Origin of the sequence: Dyadobacter sp. 676 (assembly GCF_040448675.1) — a bacterium.
In the GTDB taxonomy this organism is placed as follows: Bacteria; Bacteroidota; Bacteroidia; order Cytophagales; family Spirosomataceae; genus Dyadobacter.
In genome coordinates this window covers 4,344,749-4,363,092 of record NZ_CP159289.1, presented here as the reverse complement: position 1 = coordinate 4,363,092, position 18,344 = coordinate 4,344,749, and the positions used below count along the sequence as shown (strand labels likewise).

General features: G+C 50.4%; 19 protein-coding genes. 18 read left to right on the top strand and 1 reads right to left on the bottom strand.

Annotation, left to right across the window (positions count from 1 at the left end; genetic code table 11):
* The first annotated feature begins 9 nt into the window (after positions 1-9).
* From ABV298_RS19605 to nagA, 17 genes are all read left to right on the top strand, one after another.
* Positions 10-1,266, top strand: coding sequence for an ABC transporter ATP-binding protein (locus ABV298_RS19605; RefSeq protein ID WP_353717867.1), 1,257 nt, complete (start codon positions 10-12; stop codon positions 1,264-1,266).
* Positions 1,259-2,341: a DegT/DnrJ/EryC1/StrS family aminotransferase gene (locus ABV298_RS19600; RefSeq protein ID WP_353717866.1), complete on the top strand. Its 1,083-nt coding sequence runs from the start codon at positions 1,259-1,261 to the stop codon at positions 2,339-2,341. Before ABV298_RS19605 ends, ABV298_RS19600 begins: the two co-directional genes overlap by 8 nt.
* Positions 2,342-2,343: 2 nt before the next feature.
* Entirely contained in the window at positions 2,344-4,392 is a 2,049-nt protein-coding gene (locus ABV298_RS19595; RefSeq protein ID WP_353717865.1) for a glycosyltransferase family 39 protein, read from the top strand.
* A 7-nt stretch (positions 4,393-4,399) separates the two neighbouring features.
* Positions 4,400-5,002 (top strand): WbqC family protein, encoded by a 603-nt coding sequence (locus tag ABV298_RS19590; protein ID WP_353717864.1) that lies wholly within the window; start codon positions 4,400-4,402, stop codon positions 5,000-5,002.
* A 19-nt stretch (positions 5,003-5,021) separates the two neighbouring features.
* Complete coding sequence (locus ABV298_RS19585) at positions 5,022-5,099, top strand: hypothetical protein (RefSeq protein ID WP_353723215.1); 78 nt, start codon at positions 5,022-5,024, stop codon at positions 5,097-5,099.
* Between the two features lie 2 nt (positions 5,100-5,101).
* Positions 5,102-5,761 carry an acetyltransferase gene (locus ABV298_RS19580; RefSeq protein WP_353717863.1) on the top strand — a complete coding sequence of 220 codons (660 nt, stop codon included), beginning with the start codon at positions 5,102-5,104 and terminating at the stop codon, positions 5,759-5,761.
* A 35-nt stretch (positions 5,762-5,796) separates the two neighbouring features.
* The gene (locus tag ABV298_RS19575) at positions 5,797-6,582 is read left to right on the top strand and encodes a glycosyltransferase family 4 protein (RefSeq protein WP_353717862.1); all 786 of its coding nucleotides are present in this window, start codon (positions 5,797-5,799) and stop codon (positions 6,580-6,582) included.
* Positions 6,518-7,021 (top strand): glycosyltransferase family 4 protein, encoded by a 504-nt coding sequence (locus tag ABV298_RS19570; protein WP_353717861.1) that lies wholly within the window; start codon positions 6,518-6,520, stop codon positions 7,019-7,021. The genes ABV298_RS19575 and ABV298_RS19570 overlap by 65 nt, the downstream gene beginning before the upstream one ends.
* The gene (locus ABV298_RS19565) at positions 7,018-8,001 is read left to right on the top strand and encodes a glycosyl transferase (RefSeq protein WP_353717860.1); all 984 of its coding nucleotides are present in this window, start codon (positions 7,018-7,020) and stop codon (positions 7,999-8,001) included. Before ABV298_RS19570 ends, ABV298_RS19565 begins: the two co-directional genes overlap by 4 nt.
* On the top strand, positions 8,001-8,756 hold the full coding sequence (locus ABV298_RS19560; protein WP_353717859.1) for a DUF5672 family protein: 756 nt from the start codon (positions 8,001-8,003) through the stop codon (positions 8,754-8,756). The genes ABV298_RS19565 and ABV298_RS19560 overlap by 1 nt, the downstream gene beginning before the upstream one ends.
* Before the next feature lie 6 nt (positions 8,757-8,762).
* On the top strand, positions 8,763-9,716 hold the full coding sequence (locus tag ABV298_RS19555; RefSeq protein ID WP_353717858.1) for a hypothetical protein: 954 nt from the start codon (positions 8,763-8,765) through the stop codon (positions 9,714-9,716).
* Between the two features lie 19 nt (positions 9,717-9,735).
* Entirely contained in the window at positions 9,736-10,623 is an 888-nt protein-coding gene (locus ABV298_RS19550) for a glycosyltransferase family 2 protein (protein WP_353717857.1), read from the top strand.
* The gene (locus tag ABV298_RS19545) at positions 10,620-11,963 is read left to right on the top strand and encodes a hypothetical protein (RefSeq protein WP_353717856.1); all 1,344 of its coding nucleotides are present in this window, start codon (positions 10,620-10,622) and stop codon (positions 11,961-11,963) included. Before ABV298_RS19550 ends, ABV298_RS19545 begins: the two co-directional genes overlap by 4 nt.
* A gap of 51 nt (positions 11,964-12,014) precedes the next feature.
* On the top strand, positions 12,015-13,064 hold the full coding sequence (locus ABV298_RS19540) for an acyltransferase (RefSeq protein ID WP_353717855.1): 1,050 nt from the start codon (positions 12,015-12,017) through the stop codon (positions 13,062-13,064).
* A gap of 92 nt (positions 13,065-13,156) precedes the next feature.
* Positions 13,157-13,453, top strand: coding sequence for a thioredoxin (gene trxA, locus ABV298_RS19535; protein ID WP_090375102.1), 297 nt, complete (start codon positions 13,157-13,159; stop codon positions 13,451-13,453).
* 25 nt (positions 13,454-13,478) lie between these two features.
* On the top strand, positions 13,479-14,042 hold the full coding sequence (locus ABV298_RS19530) for a pentapeptide repeat-containing protein (protein ID WP_353717854.1): 564 nt from the start codon (positions 13,479-13,481) through the stop codon (positions 14,040-14,042).
* Positions 14,043-14,101: 59 nt separating this feature from the next.
* On the top strand, positions 14,102-15,211 hold the full coding sequence (gene nagA / locus ABV298_RS19525; protein ID WP_353717853.1) for an N-acetylglucosamine-6-phosphate deacetylase: 1,110 nt from the start codon (positions 14,102-14,104) through the stop codon (positions 15,209-15,211).
* A 3-nt stretch (positions 15,212-15,214) separates the two neighbouring features.
* Here the strand turns inward: nagA and ABV298_RS19520 are convergent, their stop codons facing one another.
* On the bottom strand, positions 15,215-17,413 hold the full coding sequence (locus ABV298_RS19520; protein WP_353717852.1) for a radical SAM protein: 2,199 nt from the start codon (positions 17,411-17,413) through the stop codon (positions 15,215-15,217).
* A gap of 115 nt (positions 17,414-17,528) precedes the next feature.
* On the opposite strand from ABV298_RS19520, the gene ABV298_RS19515 reads away from it, so the two are divergent.
* Complete coding sequence (locus ABV298_RS19515; protein WP_353717851.1) at positions 17,529-18,305, top strand: Fic family protein; 777 nt, start codon at positions 17,529-17,531, stop codon at positions 18,303-18,305.
* Positions 18,306-18,344 lie beyond the last annotated feature (39 nt).

Genomic DNA, 18,344 nt, shown 5'->3' with positions numbered 1-18,344 from the left:
CACTTGGGCATGTCTGTAATTGTAGCTGAAAACATCAGCAAAAAATATATCATCGACCATCAGCGTAAAAACGGTTCGTCCGGCCTGCGTGACATTGTTTCCGATACGATTGACAAACTATTCCGCAAGCAGGACAAGAACGGTTTCGCTGAAAAGGAAGAGTTCTGGGCGTTGCAAGATGTAAGTTTCAGCATCGACAAGGGCGATCGCATCGGTATCGTTGGCCACAATGGCGCAGGGAAGTCCACGCTGCTGAAAATCATGAGCCGGATTACCGAGCCCACCACCGGCCAGATCAGGATCGACGGCCGCATAGCCAGCCTCCTGGAAGTAGGTACGGGCTTTCACCCGGAACTGACCGGCCGGGAAAATATTTTTCTCAACGGAGCTATTCTGGGAATGTCGAAAGCGGAGATCCGGGAGTCGTTCGACGCGATCGTCGATTTTGCCGGTGTCGAGAAATTTCTCGATACGCCCGTTAAAAGATATTCCTCGGGTATGTACGTCCGGCTCGGTTTCGCGATCGCGGCGCACCTCAATCCCGAAATCCTGATTGTGGACGAAGTACTCGCCGTAGGCGATACCGAATTCCAGAAAAAATGCCTCGGCAAAATGCGGGACGTTTCCGAAAGCGGCCGCACGCTGCTTTTTGTAAGCCATAACCTCACCGCCATTCAGGCGCTTTGCAATAAGTCCTTCTATTTCGAAAAAGGCCGGCTGATCGATCAGGGGGACACGACCCACATCGTTACCAATTACCTGAGTAAAGTTTCGCACAAATCCCTCGAAAAGCACTGGGATAACATCGATACCGCCCCGGGCAACGACCAGGTCAGAGTGAAAAGCTTCAAACTTTTCCCCGAGTATCAGGACGACCTGACGCACATCGATGTCCGCACGCCGATCAACTTTCAGTTCGAATTCTGGAACCTGGTGGAAGGCGCTTCGTTAAACCTGAGCATGCACCTTTACACGTTCACGGGCGAATGCATTTTCAATGTCGGTACGCAGGCGGAAGCTTTTTCAAAAGGCCTTGTAAGCGCCACTTGCGAGATTCCCGGCAACTTCCTGAACGACGGCTCATACGTGGTTTCGATGATGATCGTGAAAGATACGAGCACCGTGCTCTACAACATGGAGGAAGCCCTTGTTTTCGATATCGAGGATTACCGCGAAAATGTAACCTGGTATGGCAAATGGCCCGGATATATCCGCCCTCAACTCAATTTTTCCATTCGCCAATCTGAACACGTAGTGAATGATTAACGTCACTAAAACCTTTCTACCTGATCAGGAAGAATATCTGCAATATGTCCGTGGAATCTGGGAACGTGGTTACCTGACCAACAACGGACCGCTTCTACAACAGCTCGAAAAGCAGCTTAAAGAATATCTGGGCGTCGATCACCTCTACTTCTGCGGTAATGGAACGATCGTTCTGCAAATCGCCATCAAGGCGCTGGAATTGAAAGGCGAGATCATTACCACACCTTTCTCCTACTGCGCCACTTCCAATGCGATCCTGTGGGAAAACTGTACGCCGGTTTTCGTGGACATCGATCCTTCGACATTCAATATCGATCCCGCGCTGATCGAGGCATCGATTACACCCGCAACGTCGGCGATCCTCGCAACGCATGTATATGGCAACCCATGCGACGTGGAGGCGATCCAAGCGATTGCCAAAAAACATAACCTGAAAGTCATTTACGACGCCGCACACGCATTCGGTGTGACGTACAAAGGGAAATCATTGCTTTCGTACGGCGACCTGAGCACTTGCAGCTTCCACGCGACAAAGGTTTTCCATACCATCGAGGGCGGTGCATTGATATCGAATCATCCCGAACTGGACCGCAAGCTGCATTTGTTGCGCGCATTCGGCCATCAGGGCGACGAACATTACGAATTCGCGGGGATCAACGGTAAGAACTCAGAATTTCACGCTGCGATGGGTTTGGTAAATCTCCCGCACGTACCCGCGATCATTCAGGCACGCAAGGACGTTTTTGCCGCTTACGACAGCCTTCTCAATTGGGATATTTTGTTTAAACCAACATTGAGCCCCGATATCGAATATAACTACGCGTATTATCCGGTAGTGTTTCCTTCCGAAGCGGTGATGTTTAAAGTCATGGAAGCATTAAAAGTAGAAGAAATCGTTCCAAGAAGATATTTCTACCCATCGCTGAACACCCTTTCATTCATGCCGAGGCAAATTGCGTGTCCGGTTTCCGAGGATATCGCGGTAAGAGTGTTAAGTTTGCCATTATATGTAGGACTACCTTACGAAGATATCGAAAGGATTTCCCGCATTATCAACGGTCACCTATCACCCTAATCATGGTCATTTTTTATTGGCTAACCTTTTTCCTGTTTTTATACGGCGTCAGCTTTGTTGCAAAAAAGATTGCCCAACCGTCTCTCACGGAGCTGATCATTACATTCTTCATTCTTTTCGTCGGCAGTATTATCCCTACCGGCTTTATATTGTCGGCTGTGGACCTGACGGCCAGCGTACCGGCCTGGATTGTTGGTAACTATATCGTCCTGGGGCTACATTATCTGCTCTGGACCAGGCTTGTTCCGGTGAATGCGCCTTATACCATTCGCGGGCTCATCGCCAACCGGTCGGCCACTCTTCGGCTCTGGGCCCGGGAGTTGTCGCCGTACCTGAAAGTCATTTTTGGCGCAATGTTCGCCACCTTCGCGATTATCGCGGTTACAAACCTGATCCTGGTCTTGTTTACTGCGCCCAACGAATGGGACAGCATGACAGGCCATCTCAACCGTGCCATTCGCTACATTCAGCGAGGCACGATGGAGCATTTCGGTGGAGCGAACTGGAACATGGATACCTATCCGAAAAGCCTCACGACGATCCATATTTATTCCTACCTGATCAGCGGGGACATTGAAAATGCATTCAAAATCATCCACCAGCTATCGTATTATGTAACCCTGGTGTCGGTTTTCGGCATTGCGCAGCGGATCGGACGAAATTTGTCGGCTAGCTTTTTCTGCGCGCTGGCATACAGCATGCTCCTCGATTTCCTGATGCAGGCCGTTACTACGGAAACAGACATTGTATTGACAGCCTACCTCAGCTGCCTGCTTTATTTCCTTTTCACATATTATACCAACCGCGACAACCGCTATCTGTACCTCTCGGGAATCACGTTCGCGATCGTCACCGGCCACAAGGCTACGTTCGCATTGCTCATGCCGTCAGTGTTCGTGATCATGGTCTATACCGTTTTCCTTGCGCCGGATTTTAAAGTGTTTTTCCAAAGGACACTGAGGCTCGGTCTTGCCATCGTCTTTTTTGCATTGATTTACACCCTGCCGACCGGCTATATCCGCAACATCCAGGTTTTCGGGCATCCAATTGGCCCCCCTACCGCTCGGTACCATCAATCGTATGAGCGTGCGGGTGGCGCGGCCAACCTTTTTGAACAGGGCAGCCGTAATGTGGTCCGGTACATCTACGATTTTTGCAACCTCGACGGCATCCGGAATGCGCAATGGGGTTACGATTTGAACACTGCCATCAGGAAGCCGCTGGCATGGCTGGAAGAGAGGCTTCGGATGCGTCTGGACGAGGAAACGGACTTCACCATTGTCCCGTTCTCCATGCAACGGGGATTTTATTATTACAATGCCAATCCTTACTGGGGCGTGTTCGGTTTCGCTTTGATACTGCCGATCATGTTCCTCGTACTGATACGGGTTTTCAGATCGCGCGTCCATTTCTTTCTGGTGATCGCATTCTGTCTCAACCTCGCTACGATCTCCTATTCGGCGGCTTATGATCCTTTCAAAGGCCGGTATTTTATGGAAGCCGGCCTGTTCGGCGTGCTCTTCCTGCTCCTGCTTTTCTCGCATCACCGGTTGTCGATTATCAAGCCGCGCAGGAATGTATGGAAAGGCTATATAATGGTAATTGTGGGGCTGGCGTGCGTTTCAGCAATCATGGCTGTTTACCTTAATATCCGTTGCCTGCCGTTCCCGTCGTACGGCATGGAGTCGGCGTTGACGATGGACCGGATCCCCTACCAGACCTTCGCGAGGCCCGATATTACAAAAGCTTATGTCCGTTTCGATTCCATAGTCCCGGAGAATGCGACCGTCGCGCTGGCAACCGTGAACAGCGATTTCGAATATCCCCTTTACGGCAAGAATCTGACCCGTAAACTTATTTCAATTAACCCCTTCGAAGAAGGCCTGCGCCCGATCCCGAAGGAAGCCGATTACCTTTTCTACGCCCGCAAGGTCATCAACGACACGAGCAAGATCCGTGCATTGCCTACCGACATCCGGCTCGGATCGGATACCACGATGACCGGACTGATCGAAAAAGGGGAAGATTATTACCTGAGAAAACTCAAATAGCCAAGCCATGACGATCGCCATCATGCAGCCGTATATTTTTCCATATATCGGCTATTTCCAGCTGATCAATGCCGTGGACAAGTTCATTATTTACGACGATGTGAACTTCATCAACAAGGGATGGATCAACCGGAATAACATACTCGTGGGTGGAAAAGCACATATGTTCACGATCCCGCTGAAAGACGCCAGCCAGAATAAACTGATTCTGGAAGTGGAGCTCGCCAAGCATGAGCAGTGGCAGAAAAAATTATCCAGGACCATTCAGCAATCATATCAGAAAGCTCCCTGTTATCAAAAGGTTTTTGAACTCTTGGAAGAAATCGTAAATTTAGAAGTTGAATCGATCAACGAACTGGCTGTATACGCATTGAAAAAAACCTGCACATACATGGGCATAGGCACGGAGATTGTTCCCTCTTCAACGATATATAACAATAAACACCTGAAAGGACAGGACCGTATTCTGGATATCTGTAAACAGGAACAGGCAAACCACTACATCAATCCGATTGGCGGAGTGGAATTATACGACAAAGGGAAATTTGAAAAAGAGGGAATCAGACTGGACTTCATAAAAAGTATATCGAGCCCGTACCCCCCAATTTAAAAATGCTTTCGTACCTTGGTTGTCTGTTATAGACGTTCTGATGTTCAACGGCCCGGACGATATCAGGAAGCAATTAGAGGCATACGAACTAATTTAGTAATGGCGAAAATTATCGTTTTTGGAGTACTCGACACAGCAGAACTAGCGCACTATTACCTGACCCATGATTCTGAACATGAGGTTGTTGCATTCACCGTCAATCGCCAATACATCGAACAGGACAATTTCCGCGGCTTGCCCGTAGTAGCATTCGAGGATGTGGAAACCATTTTCCCGCCTTCGGAATACCACTTTTTTGCCCCCATGACAGGCCGCAATATGAACCGTAACCGCGAGGCGATTTATAACCACGCGAAATCCAAAGGCTACCGGTTTATTTCCTATATCAGTTCCCGTGCGACAGTTTTCGACAAAAGTGTAATCGGCGAAAACTGTTTTATTTTGGAAGACAATACCATCCAGCCTTTCACAACCGTCGGTAACAACGTGGTAATGTGGAGCGGTAACCATATCGGCCATCACGGCCAGATCAAAGACCATGTTTTCTTTACGTCGCATGTGGTGCTTTCGGGGCATTGTGTGGTGGAATCGTACGCTTTTTTTGGTGTAAACAGCACTATCCGCGATTACACTACCATTGCACAGGGTACATTGGCGGGCATGGCCTCGGCAATCATGAAAGACACCGAAGAATGGGGCGTGTACGTCGGAAACCCCGCCAAGAAAGTTCCGGGAAAGATGAGTTACGAAGCCTACTAAGGCCAACCCGAAGTCTGAGCTAGCTAATATCGGTAATGGAGCAGAAGAAAATACTTTTTGTGAGTCACGACGCTAACAGGGCAGGAAGCCAGTTGCTGCTGCTGCAGTTATTGAGGCTATTGAAAGAACGCGGCGTACCGATGCACCTGCTGCTCTGTAACGGAGGCGAACTGGAAGCGGAATTCGAGGAAGTTGTGGGCATCACGCGGCTTTATCAAAACAAAAAGATCACCACGCCGCCGCTCACCGGCAAAATCCTGCGTAAAACCAACCTGCTGAAAATTTACGAGGAACGTTCGCTGCAAAAGGGCAACGAAAGGGTGCTCGCCGAGTTGGAACAACAGAATGTAGGCCTCATCTTCATCAACTCCATTGCCAATGCCGAAGTTTACTACGATTTCCTGAAATCCTTCCACAATTTGCCACTGGTGCTTTTTGTACACGAGCTGGCGATGTCAGTGAAGATTTATACCCAGGAACAACAACTCGCGTTCCTGCTGAAAAAGACCGACCACCTGATTGCCGTTTCCAACGCGGTGGCCGATTACTATATCCGGAAATACAATTTCCCGGCGGCGCACGTCAGCACATTTACCCTCATCGATCACGAGCATATCGACCAGAAACTGGCCGCTGTACAACCCGACATTCTTGAAAAAACCTATAAAGTACCGGAAGACGCCATCGTGATCGGGGGGCTGTGGGAATGCAGAATGGCGCAAAGGCAACGACATTTTCAACTGGATAGCCAGCCGTGTGATCCGCAAAACACAGCCGCTGCCGGTTTACTTCGTGTGGGTGGGCGCCGGCCCGCAACATGAAATTTACGAGCTTATCGAAAGCGACATCCGCCTGATGGGCCTGAGCGACAGGATCATTCTCATTCCGCCGACGCCCCGCGCACTGGATTATATCAACCGCTTCGACGTGTTGTTGCTGAGCTCCCGCGAAGACCCCTACCCGCTTGTGGTAATGGAAGCCGCATTGCAGGAAATACCGGTCGTTTGCTTCGAAGATGCGGGCGGCGCACCGGAACTGATCGAAGCCGATGCCGGCTTCGTGGTTCCTTACATGGATATTTCGGCGGCGTCGGATGTGATCATCCAGCTGATCCTCGACCCGTCGTTGCGCAATACAATGGGCCGGAATGCCCGCAAAAAGGTTTTGGAAAGGCACAATACCGACAAAAGCGTCGCCAGGGTCGAAGCCATTATTCAAAAGTATTTACCTTTGCAGGTTTCGGAACAGCACAATCAATGACCATTGCCTTTACCATTTGCTCCATCAATTACCTCGCGCAAGCCCGGACATTAGGAGATTCGCTCAAAGCGACCAACCCGGATGTCCGTTTTTTCATAGGGTTGGTGGACATCCTTCACGGAGTTGCTTTTGAAGACGCCTATGCACCCGCCTACCCCATGATCGAGATCGACAAGATCGAAATCCGCGATTTTGAGGAAATGTGCGCGCGCTACAATATCACCGAGCTCAATACCGCGGTAAAGCCATTTTATTTCACCTATTTTTTCAAACACTATCCCGAGGCGAAAAACGTCATCTATTTCGATCCCGATATCATCGTTTTTCAACCTCTGACGGCCCTTCTGAACTCGCTCGCCAGGAACAATGCCGTGCTGACGCCGCATATCAATACGCCTATCGACGACCGCCTGACGCCCAACGAGCTGCACCACCTGAATACCGGCGTTTACAACCTGGGTTTTGTGGCGTTCAGCCGCTCGGCTGAAAACGACCGGTTTATTGCATGGTGGGAAGAAAAACTACGCTATGAATGCCTGATCGACCTCTGTAACGGGCTTTTTGTAGACCAGAACTGGATGAATTTCCTGCCGGTTTTTGTGCCCGATACCCACATCGAAAGAAATCCCGGCTACAATGCGGCGTATTGGAACCTGCACGAACGAACCTTCTCGTCGCGCAACGGCCACTGGTACGTCAATGGAGATAACCCGCTGATTTTCTTTCATTACAGCGGCTACGACCCCGCGAAACCCGACGTGCTTTCAAAATACCAGGACCGTTTCCAGCTAGACCAGCGCACCGACCTGACAGACCTTTTTGCTTTGTATAAAAACTGCCTGATCGAAAACGGGAACGCCTATTACCGACAATTTCCGTGCGCCTACATCAGGCCCGTGCCCGTGCGCAGGTACCAGCGTGTGAGAAAATATCTGAAAATGCCGGTTAACTATCTGATCGGCAAGCTGCAAACGATCTGATGAAAGAGCTGGTATCCGTTATTATCCCCATTCTCGAACCTCAGATCAACCCGACGGAGGAAAAATTGCTGCACCACGCGCTGCAAACGCTGTCGGACTACACCATTATTTTCATCGCCGGCGAAGGGGCCGACCTCTCGGTTGTGCGCGAGCATGCGGAAGATATCGACGTCGTCAATTTCCCCAAACGCTTTTTCGATTCGCGGCAGCATTTGGGCCAGCTTTTTCTGATGTCCGATTTTTACGACCGGTTCAACTGGTGCGATTTCCTGCTGATCCACGAGCTCAACAGCTGGGTAATTAAAGACGAGCTGCACTACTGGTGCAAGCAGGGCTATGATTATTTCAAAGCAGGCCCGCTCTTGCCCGGTCCGGCCGCTGCGCCCGGAATGTGGAAACGCGTCGCAGGGCTTTCGGAAGAGGAGAAACGATTGTACGGGTCGGGTTATACGGGCAACGGGCTTTACCTTTGCCGGATCGAACGGATGACAGCCACGCTGAAAAGCAAGAAAAGCCTTGCGCACCGGTACCGCCACAATGCGAACCTGCCTAACGCGGACGCGGTGTTCTGGGAGCTGGAACCGAACCGCTACTGGCCGCATTTAAGAAAACCGACCGACATTGTGCGCAGCCATTTCGTGCAATACGGTGTCCAATATCAAAGTGGCACAACGTTACCATTTGCTTTGACGGGCATTTCGCGGGACAATATCCACGAAATACCCTTCTTTAAAACTTTGCCTGAAACGGAATAGTCGTTCATGAATATTATATACACAGTTTGTAACCGAACCAACCTGGCGCACGCATTGGCTCTGGCGGATTCTGTGTTACAGCACCAGCCTGGCCATGTTTTTTACCTCGGGCTGGTTGATTCCCCCGGCATCGACAATCTCGCCGAACACATTAAGCTGATTCCGGTGACTGCATTTGAAATTCCGGGCTGGGATAAAATGGCTGCGGATTATTATGATTTCGAATTAGTCCCCGCTTGCCGCCCCTGGTTCGCGCTGGAAATTTTAAAAAAACACCCGGAATGCAGACAACTGACATTTCTGGCACCGACCGTTCAGCTGAAAAAGTCATTTGACAGCCTGCTAGATGCAGGTTCGGAGCTATTTTTGACTCCCAATATTTCAAGTCCGTTAAAAAAATCGCCGGTCCTGGACGACAAGCGTATCCTGAACGCAGGGATGTACCATTCGGGAAGCTGGACATTGCGGCCGTCGGATAAAACAATGGCCGCCCTGCAATGGTGGGCGCAGCGATCGGTCGACCGGGCGTATTTCGACCTTTGCAACGGTATGAATACCGACCAGCTCTGGCTCAATTACATGCCGGTGTGGATACCTGCGACCGCGACACTGCATTATCCGGGCTGGCATTATGGTTTGAATGCGGTTTTGAATAAAAATCTGGTAGCGAACGGCAATGCTTACGAGGCCGATGGGCAGCCGCTGGTCTCGCTCGACTTCGCCGGCCTCGGGCATTTTGACCCTGTCTGGTCGGACCACGCGGCACTGGTTACCGCAAATAAGGCTTTTCAAGCCCTATTTATGGAATACCAGCGAATTGTCATGCGAAAGAAAAGCGAGCTGGAAATCAGCGGCCAGCCGGCATTCGGAAAATATGCCAACATAGCCCCGAACCGGTTGACGCGAAAAGGCATTGCTGCGAAATTGAAGGAATTAGCCACATACATCGATCAGTTTTAAACCAGCGAAACAGGACTCCATGCATTTTCTAGAACAAACCACACAGGACCTGCGAAACTTCGTATCGGCATTGAAACCGGCCACCGCGCCTTCGGGCAATGCCCACCGGTACCCGAAACTGACGATCGTTACGCCTTCCTATAATCAGGCGGCATTTCTGGAACGGACCATTTTGAGCGTTCTTAACCAGAATTACCCTAATCTCGAATACATTATCGTCGACGGCGGTTCGAACGACGGCAGTGTGGAGATTATCAAAAAATATGAAAAATACCTCTCGTGGTGGGTTTCCGAGAAAGACCGCGGGCAAGTCCACGCCATTAACAAAGCCCTCGAACGGGCTACGGGCGATTACATCAGCTTCCAAAATTCGGACGATGTGTATTTCCCGGGCACTTTCGCTCGTTTTGGAGAAGCAGCTTTGAAATATCCGGTCGATATCCTGTATGGCGACCTGTACATGATCACCACCGACGACGAAGTGACCGAAATACTCAAAACAACATCCTACGATTTCGATTGCCAGGTCCTGGAAGGCATGCAGATCCACAATCAGTCGCTGTTTTTCAAGCGCTCGCTAGTGGAAAAATACGGCATGTTCGACGAATCGTTCCGTTTTGCATTCGATTACGACTTTATCACCCGGTACACTTCTCACAAAACAACGACCACCAAAAAGATCGACGGGCTCGGGGGCGCATTGCGCGTACATGCGGACGCGAAATCGTCGACCATCGCTACGACCATCGGCCGGGAAGAACATGCAAGGGTACAAAAATTGTACATTTCGACGAACACTTCCCCGGTAGTCAACAAAATCAAGTATCTTTGGTGCCGTGTTCGTAAAATCGCCTATTTCATTCTGCGATTGGATATTCAATACATCAGATTCAGGCTTTCCAGATGAATTGGAGCTTATTTAATGTAGCCAATAATTTCACTTATCTCCGGTATTCGATGGGCATCGCGATGATGTTCAACGGGTTTCCGCTGATATTTTTTATACGCGACACGCTCGGCATAGGACCTGCAAGCAGTGTTTTCACGGCGATATTCTTCTCGCTGGCGCTGTTGCTGATGGTCCCCGCTACGCTTTTCAAACGCCTTTACAAGCCCAATATCATCCTTATCAACCTCGGAGTGGGCTTTCTGTTGCTGACGCTCTATTACTTCATGTTCATGAATCACCAGGGGAAAGCGGTGGCCGATATGGGGAACTTCGTGTTTACCTTCGGTTTCCTGATCCTGCTTCTTCACGTACCCAACGACGTGAAAGACACGCTGATACAAGTGCTGTTCCTCTTCTCGTTTTTTACGAATATCACCCTGGTTTACTCCATCATCACCGACCCGAACTGGACACCCGGAATGCGGGCGGCCGTGAACTTCGCAAACGAAGGCGCGCAGCCCGGCGGTAATCCGCACATTACCGCACGCAACGGCGTGATTACGATGCTTTCGGCAATGGTAATGCTCGGCAATACCAAAAATCTGCTTACCCGCCTCTTCCTGTTCTTTTCCGTGCTGTTCGGAATGGGCGTTGTAGTGTTGTCTCTGGCGAAGTCCAGCTACCTGGGTGTAGGCATCGCATTCGGGGCTTATTTCCTTTTCCATTTCAAACCTTCGGACATTACGAAGGTCATTGGCAATGCTTTCAAATTCAGGAATGCGGTGTTCATTATCCTGATCCTCGTAGCCATTAATGCCTTTCTCGCGAGGTATGGCGATATTCTGAACCTGCTTTTGGGTTACTGGGATATTTTCGAAGACCGCATCATGAACGTGATCTTTACCTCCACCGGGGTAAGGCTTTCGGAAGAGGCCGACGTCGATTACTCGGCAATGGGACGCGTGAGCGGTTTCGGGGAATTTATGGAAACACTTTTCTCCTGGGACGTTTTTCTGGGCAGAGGTTACAAAAGCGATTATCTCGACGTGCCACTGCTGGAATCCTGGGTGAACCATGGGATTTTCGGGTTCGTATTCTTTGCAAGTTTCAACTTCTTTCTTTTCCTGTACGTTATCCGCGAGGTGCGCCGGCACACCAATCCGCTGACGACCTTCCTGGCGTATTTCTTCCTGTCGATGATGGTGCTGCTTTTCACCGGAGGGCGGCCTTACGACATCGCATTCTGGTTTCCGTACTCGGTGATGATCCGTTTCCTCGGCATCAAATACCTCGATGCGTTCCCCAGGAAGCCGATTGTGAAGCCTGAGCCGCAACCTTTAAGTACCGTAACCACCTGATACGCTCCCCGAGCCGTGGGACCTTCGTGCAAGGCTCCCGTTATTCCGCGCATGAAGAACAGAGTTGAACAACTGGATGGGTTAAGGGGCATTTTTGCCGTCATGGTTATTGCCCACCACCACAACGCATTCAAGGAATCGATCCTTTACAACAACTTTTTCGTCATCAATGCGAGCCTGTTCGTAGATTTCTTTTTTGTACTCAGCGGCTTCGTAATCGCATTCAATTACGTGGACCGCATTCACAGCACAGGCGATTTTCTGACATTCCTGAAAAAGCGGTTTATCAGGCTTTACCCGCTGCTCTTTTATACGGAAGTCGTTTTTGTGATAGCCAACCTTCTGGGCGAGCACAGTCCGATGAAAAATGTCGGCGGGCTCGGATTGAGCTATTATCTGTTCACTTCCCTCGATACCCTCACGTTCATGGGTTCCAGCACGGTATTCGGGGCGTGGATCAGCAATAACTATCCTTCCTGGTCGATTTCCGCCGAGATGATCTCCTACGTTGTCTTCGGGCTGGTGGTTTTGGTGCTGCCCCGCTTCAAATATGCGGCATTTGCGGTCATCGGGCTATTGTCGGGCATCTTCATCTACTCGCGCGGCGAATACCTGCTCGCCTACGACTACGGTTATGTACGCGGCCTCCTGTGTTTTTCGCTCGGTATTTTCACGCACAGGTTATTAAGCCGGAAAACTTACCGGCTATCCGCATTCGAAATCCCGTTCCTTCTCGTCATGGTGGGGGCGATGTATTTGGTTCACCATTGGCAGCTTAACCTCTGGAAGCTTGTTTTTCCATTTATTTTCTCGGTCGGCATCGTCATTTTTACAAGTTCGAGCGGCTTTGTAACACAAATGCTGAACAGCAGGCCGTTTCAGTATCTGGGAAAAATCTCCTATTCCATTTACCTGAACCACGCCATAGTGCTCATATTCGTCAATATCGTGTTGTTCCGGCTGCTCAAATTGCCGGAGAACGAGGCGATGTTCGCCGTTTCCCTGGCCAGTTCGATCGGCCTGACGATCCTCTACTCGCAGTTTACCTACGAATTCGTGGAAAAACGCGTCGGTAAATTCCTGAGGGATAACTGGGGTTAATGGCATGATCTTTACCGTTTCGCGGTAATCGGGTCCAGATTAAACCTTTCTGTGCCCGGATGGGTTTTCATTTCAGACAAAACATTGCAACCATGGCAACATTCTCAGAATTGATCAATAGCGACAAACCGGTTTTGGTGGATTTTTCGGCCGAATGGTGCGGCCCTTGTAAAATGATGAAACCGATCCTGGAAAAAGTAAAGGCCGATCTGGGCGATTCGGCAACGATTATCAAGGTCGATGTGGATAAAAACCAGTCGGCTGCACAGGCCTACCGCATTCAGGGCGTGCCGACGCTGATCGTATTCAAAAACGGCAAGCCGCTCTGGCGCCAGTCGGGCGTGGTGCAGGCCGACCAGCTGAAATCGGTTATCAAACAATATATTTAATATCCCTTAAATATCCCTGGGCTCGATGCGCAACTCCCGGAATTTCGACCTCATTGAAAATAAAGATTTTAGCATTGAACCATTGCGGAAGACCAGTTGTGAACAGGTCCGCTTCGTACAATGCAACATCCCGGACCTGGCTGACATCGATTTCATCGACTGCGTTTTTCAGGATTGCAACCTCAGCAATGCGTCGGTGAAAAACTGTAAGATTTCCGATATCGAATTCATCGGTTGCAAACTCACGGGCGTCAATTTTTCCGAGAGTAAGGACTTTGCATTTGCGGCGGTTTTCGAAAACTGTATTCTCGATTATGCCATTTTCGAAAGGAAAAAATTGAACAAAACCATTTTCTCCAACTGCAAGATCCATAACGCCGATTTCACCCAAACCGACTTCTCGAAATGCAAATTGCATAACTGCGACTTCTGGGATTCGGTTTTCGATGGTACTAACCTCAGCGGCGTCGATTTTTCGACCAGCAAAAACTTCACGATCGACCCTACGGCCAACAATATCCGTAAGGCAAAATTCCTCTCTTCCGACCTGGCTGGGCTGCTCACCAGATTTGACATAATTATCAAATAGTGCTTTGAACGGCTCCGCGTTTTTCGTTTCTTGGGCGAGTCTAAACCTAGCCTTTCATTATGTCCGCCCAGTTTTTTGCAGAGAAAGTTTTTACGGGAAAAGAAGTACTGTTTAACCAGATCATCGTCGTCGAGAACGGCCGCATCAGCGGCGTCCAGAGCGGCACACCCAAGACCGGCATGCCACAGGTGACCAACCTCGCGCCCGGCTTTTTCGACAGCCACATCAACGGCGGAGAGCAGTTCTACTTCACCGAACGCGCCGACGAGGAAACAATCGACGACATCTACCAGGCCAGCGTACGGACCGGCACTGCCTACGTGCTGCCTACCCTCATTACTTCCCCGCACGACAACATCCTGAAAGGGATCGAAGCCACCCGCAGCTACATGTCCAAAAATCCGGAATCGGGCATACTGGGAATGCATTTGGAAGGCCCATTCCTCAACCCGGTCAAGCGCGGGGCACATTTGGCATCATTTGTCCGGAAACCGACGGATACCGAACTCGAAGAAATTATTCGATACGGTAAGGATGTAATCCGACTGATTACCATCGCGCCGGAAATGTTCACCGAAGACCAACTCCAAATGTTACTCGAATCGGGCATTACCGTGTCGGCGGGGCATTCCAATGCTAATTACGCCGAAGCTATGGCTGCATTTGACCAGGGCATTCAGCTCGTAACGCATTTGTATAATGCCATGTCGGCGTTCGGCCACCGTGCGCCGGGGCTGGTAGGGGCGACTTTCGACACCGAATCCGTATATGCTCCCATCATCATCGACGGCGTACATTGCGATTTCGGCGCGGCCAGCGTGGCTTATAAAATCAAGAGAGACAAGTTGTTCCTCATTTCCGATGCGCTGTTCCTCGGCCAGAAAGTTACCGGGTTCAAATGGGGCGAGTTCGACGCTCACCTGAAAGACGGTAAATATATCAATTCGGATGGTAACCTCGCAGGAGCGACTATTTCGCTTGGCGATGCGGTACGCAATGCCGTTGAAATCATTGGAATACCCGTTCAGGAAGCGATTGAAATGGCTACGGTCCGGCCGGCAACCGCATTGGGCCTGCAAGACCGGATCGGCAGCATTGCTCCCGGGTATCCGGCCGTTTTCACGACATTCGATGACAACCTCGACAAGTTCGAAGTACTTCGATACTAACCCTTACAGCACCAGCACTCCACCGTTCCTCAGCTCCCTCCACGTGCGGGAGTTGAGGAATGTTTCGAATTGCCCTAAACCGGCGGTTTCAAAGTCATTTTTGAACTGTTCGAGCGCATAGGGCTCCGGATTCGCGATCAGTAGCTTCGGAAGCATTTCGGTAAGCCATTCGCCTGTTGCTACATCCGTTTCGATAGCCCATTCTTTCTTCTTGTTGTAAAAAACAAGCTCGGCTACCTCCCTTGCCCTCCCGCCTTTCCTCTCTTCGAAGACGGCCATTTCCGGTAAGCTGCCCGTCCACACGATGACGGCATTGGGCCGGGCGGCCAGTTCGACGGGTTCATGAATGCTTTTTTCAATATAGTTTGGAGGAATTGAAGTCGGCGGCGTTCGGAAATCGAACCATTTGGATAATGGAAAATCCAAGCAAACGCCATGCATGTAGTTAAACAACGACTTCCGCAGACCATCGGCAAACTTGTCGTGGTCGGCGCCGAGCGGGTCGCTATGTTCCAGATCGTTATTGGCAAACCTGCCCGTATCGGGTCCCAGCCGCGTTACGTCGAATTCCTCGGGGTATAACCCTACCGGGCTATGCGCCGTCATCGCGAACCGGTGCCAGAAACCCGACTGCACAATGCCCAGTTGGAACATTTGCCGCACCATTTCCAGCGAGTCGATGGTTTCCTGGACCGTTTGTGTAGGGAAGCCGTACATCAGGTACGCGTGTACCATGATACCCGCCTGCGTGAAGGCGTCCGCTACCCGTGCTACCTGTGCGACGGTCACCCCCTTTTTCATACGATCGAGCAGGCGGTCCGAAGCTACTTCTAACCCGCCGGAAATGGCGATGCACCCCGAGGCTTTCAGCAGCAGGCAGAGATCGTGGGTAAAGTTCTTTTCGAAACGGATATTGGTCCACCATACAACTGTAATCCTGCGACGAATAATTTCCAACGCCAGGTCCCGCAGCAACGCAGGTGGTGCGGCCTCGTCGACGAAGTGAAAGCCGTTCTGCCGGGTTTGAGCGATGATTTCCTCGATACGGTCGCAGAGCAACGAGGCGGTCATAGGCTCATAGCGCCTGATGTAATCGAGTGAAATATCGCAAAAAGAGCACTTTCCCCAGTAACAGCCGTGCGCCAACGTCAGTTTGTTCCAGCGACCGTCGCTCCAAAGGCGGTGCATCGGGTTTACAATCTCGATTACCGAAAGATAATCGTGCAGCGGCAGGTCGCTGTAATCCGGCGTGCCTGTTTCGCGCTGTGGGACGTCTTTTTCCTTCGCCCCGTTATGGTACACCACTTTTCCGTCGACCCTCGAATAGACCCTTTTCAAATCGGTCAGATCGCGTTCGCCATCCAGGTATTCCAGCAACGACCGCAACGGAGCCTCGCCGTCGTCGAGACACACAAAATCGATATAATTGAAAACCCGGGGTTCGCCCAGCGAGCGTAATTCCGTGTTGGCATAACCTCCACCCATCACGATTTTAATATGCGGATAATGTGCTTTCAGATATTGCCCGCATTTAAAACCGCCATACAGGTTGCCTGGAAACGGCACAGAGATGCAGACGACATCGGGCTGATATTGCTTCACCCTTCGTTCCAGCACATCTTTTAATGTCTGCGAAAGCAGTGTATCGGGCGATTCCAGCGCAGCTTCCATTTCATCGAAACCCGTGGCCGATCGCCCCAGCCGTTCGGCATACCGGCTGAAACCGAAATGCGGATCGACAGCCTCCTGAATCAGATCGCCGAGATCTTCCAGGTATAACGTCGCCAGATGGCGGGCTTTGTCGTGGATCCCCATCGTTCCGAACGCCCAATCCAGGTCTTCGAGTTGCGAAAAGCGGCTGGCTTCGGGCAAATAGGTGCGGTCGCAAATACTATGGGCCAGCGTCGGATTGCTGTTTTTGAGAAAACGGATCACCGGATCGATGGTCGAAATGTACTCGTCCCGAAGCGCGTAAATGCGGAAACTATTGTCCGTCAACTCGATATCCGACGCCTCCAACATCGCGAACAATTTTTTCAGCCCTTTGGAAGAAAACAGTTCCAGGATTACATCGATACCCAGGTCGGCCTGATACGACTCACGCCCCAAAGTATTCAAAAACCCTTTGAGGTAAGCGGTAGCGGGATAAGGCGTGTTAAGCTGGGTAAATGGCGGGGTAACCAGGAGTGTCTTCTTTTTCACGGATGCACGTTTTCTAGGATGCAAAGGTAGGGGTTTTGGATTTGAAAGAATACTGGTAACTTGGTTGGTTAGCATTTCGTGTACCGACTTGCGTAAAACATGTAAGCTGCCTGCCATGAAAAAGATCGTCCCGGACGTCTTACTGGAAAAATACAAAAGCGGACTCGGCTTCAATCTCGCCGAAGCACTGGACCGGCTGAACGAAACGTTCGTTCGGGCTGACTCCTTTAACTTTTATACCTCCGTTGCCGTCATTAGCTCCTCTAAAATCGAAGGTGAGTCAATGGACGTCGACAGTTATATCAAACATAAAATCCAGCACATCGAATATCTCCCGGAGCTTACCGAAAAGCCTAACGACCTATTCCGTGCCTACGTTTATGCAAAGGAAAACAGACTGACCGGGGACCATTTTTCCGAGGCGCACCGGATTCTCTCCGAGCACTTGTTACCCGTGGGCGGGCGCGGCATTTACCGCCAAAATGAAATGGTGGTGATGGAGCACAAAACCGGTCGAATACAGTTCGAAGCAGCACCTTCGCATTTATTAGAAACTGAAATGGGCAAGCTTTGGGACGATACAGATCAGCTACTTCATGCCGACCTATCGCTCGAAGAAATTTTCTATTATGCCGCTTTCATGCATTTGTTGTTTGTATGTATCCATCCATTCAACGACGGAAACGGGCGTGCAGGAAGATTGCTCGAAAAGTGGTTTCTTTCGGACAAATTGGGACCAGTTGCATGGTATATCCAGTCGGAGCAATATTATTACCGGCATGTCGACGAGTATTACCGGAACCTGAACCGGCTCGGTGTGTTCTATGAAGAGTTGGATTATACCGCGGCTGATCGTTTTTTGATGATGCTGCCAAAGGCGCTGGATAATTGATATGCCCAATCCGCAATTGATTTGAAAGAATACTGGTAG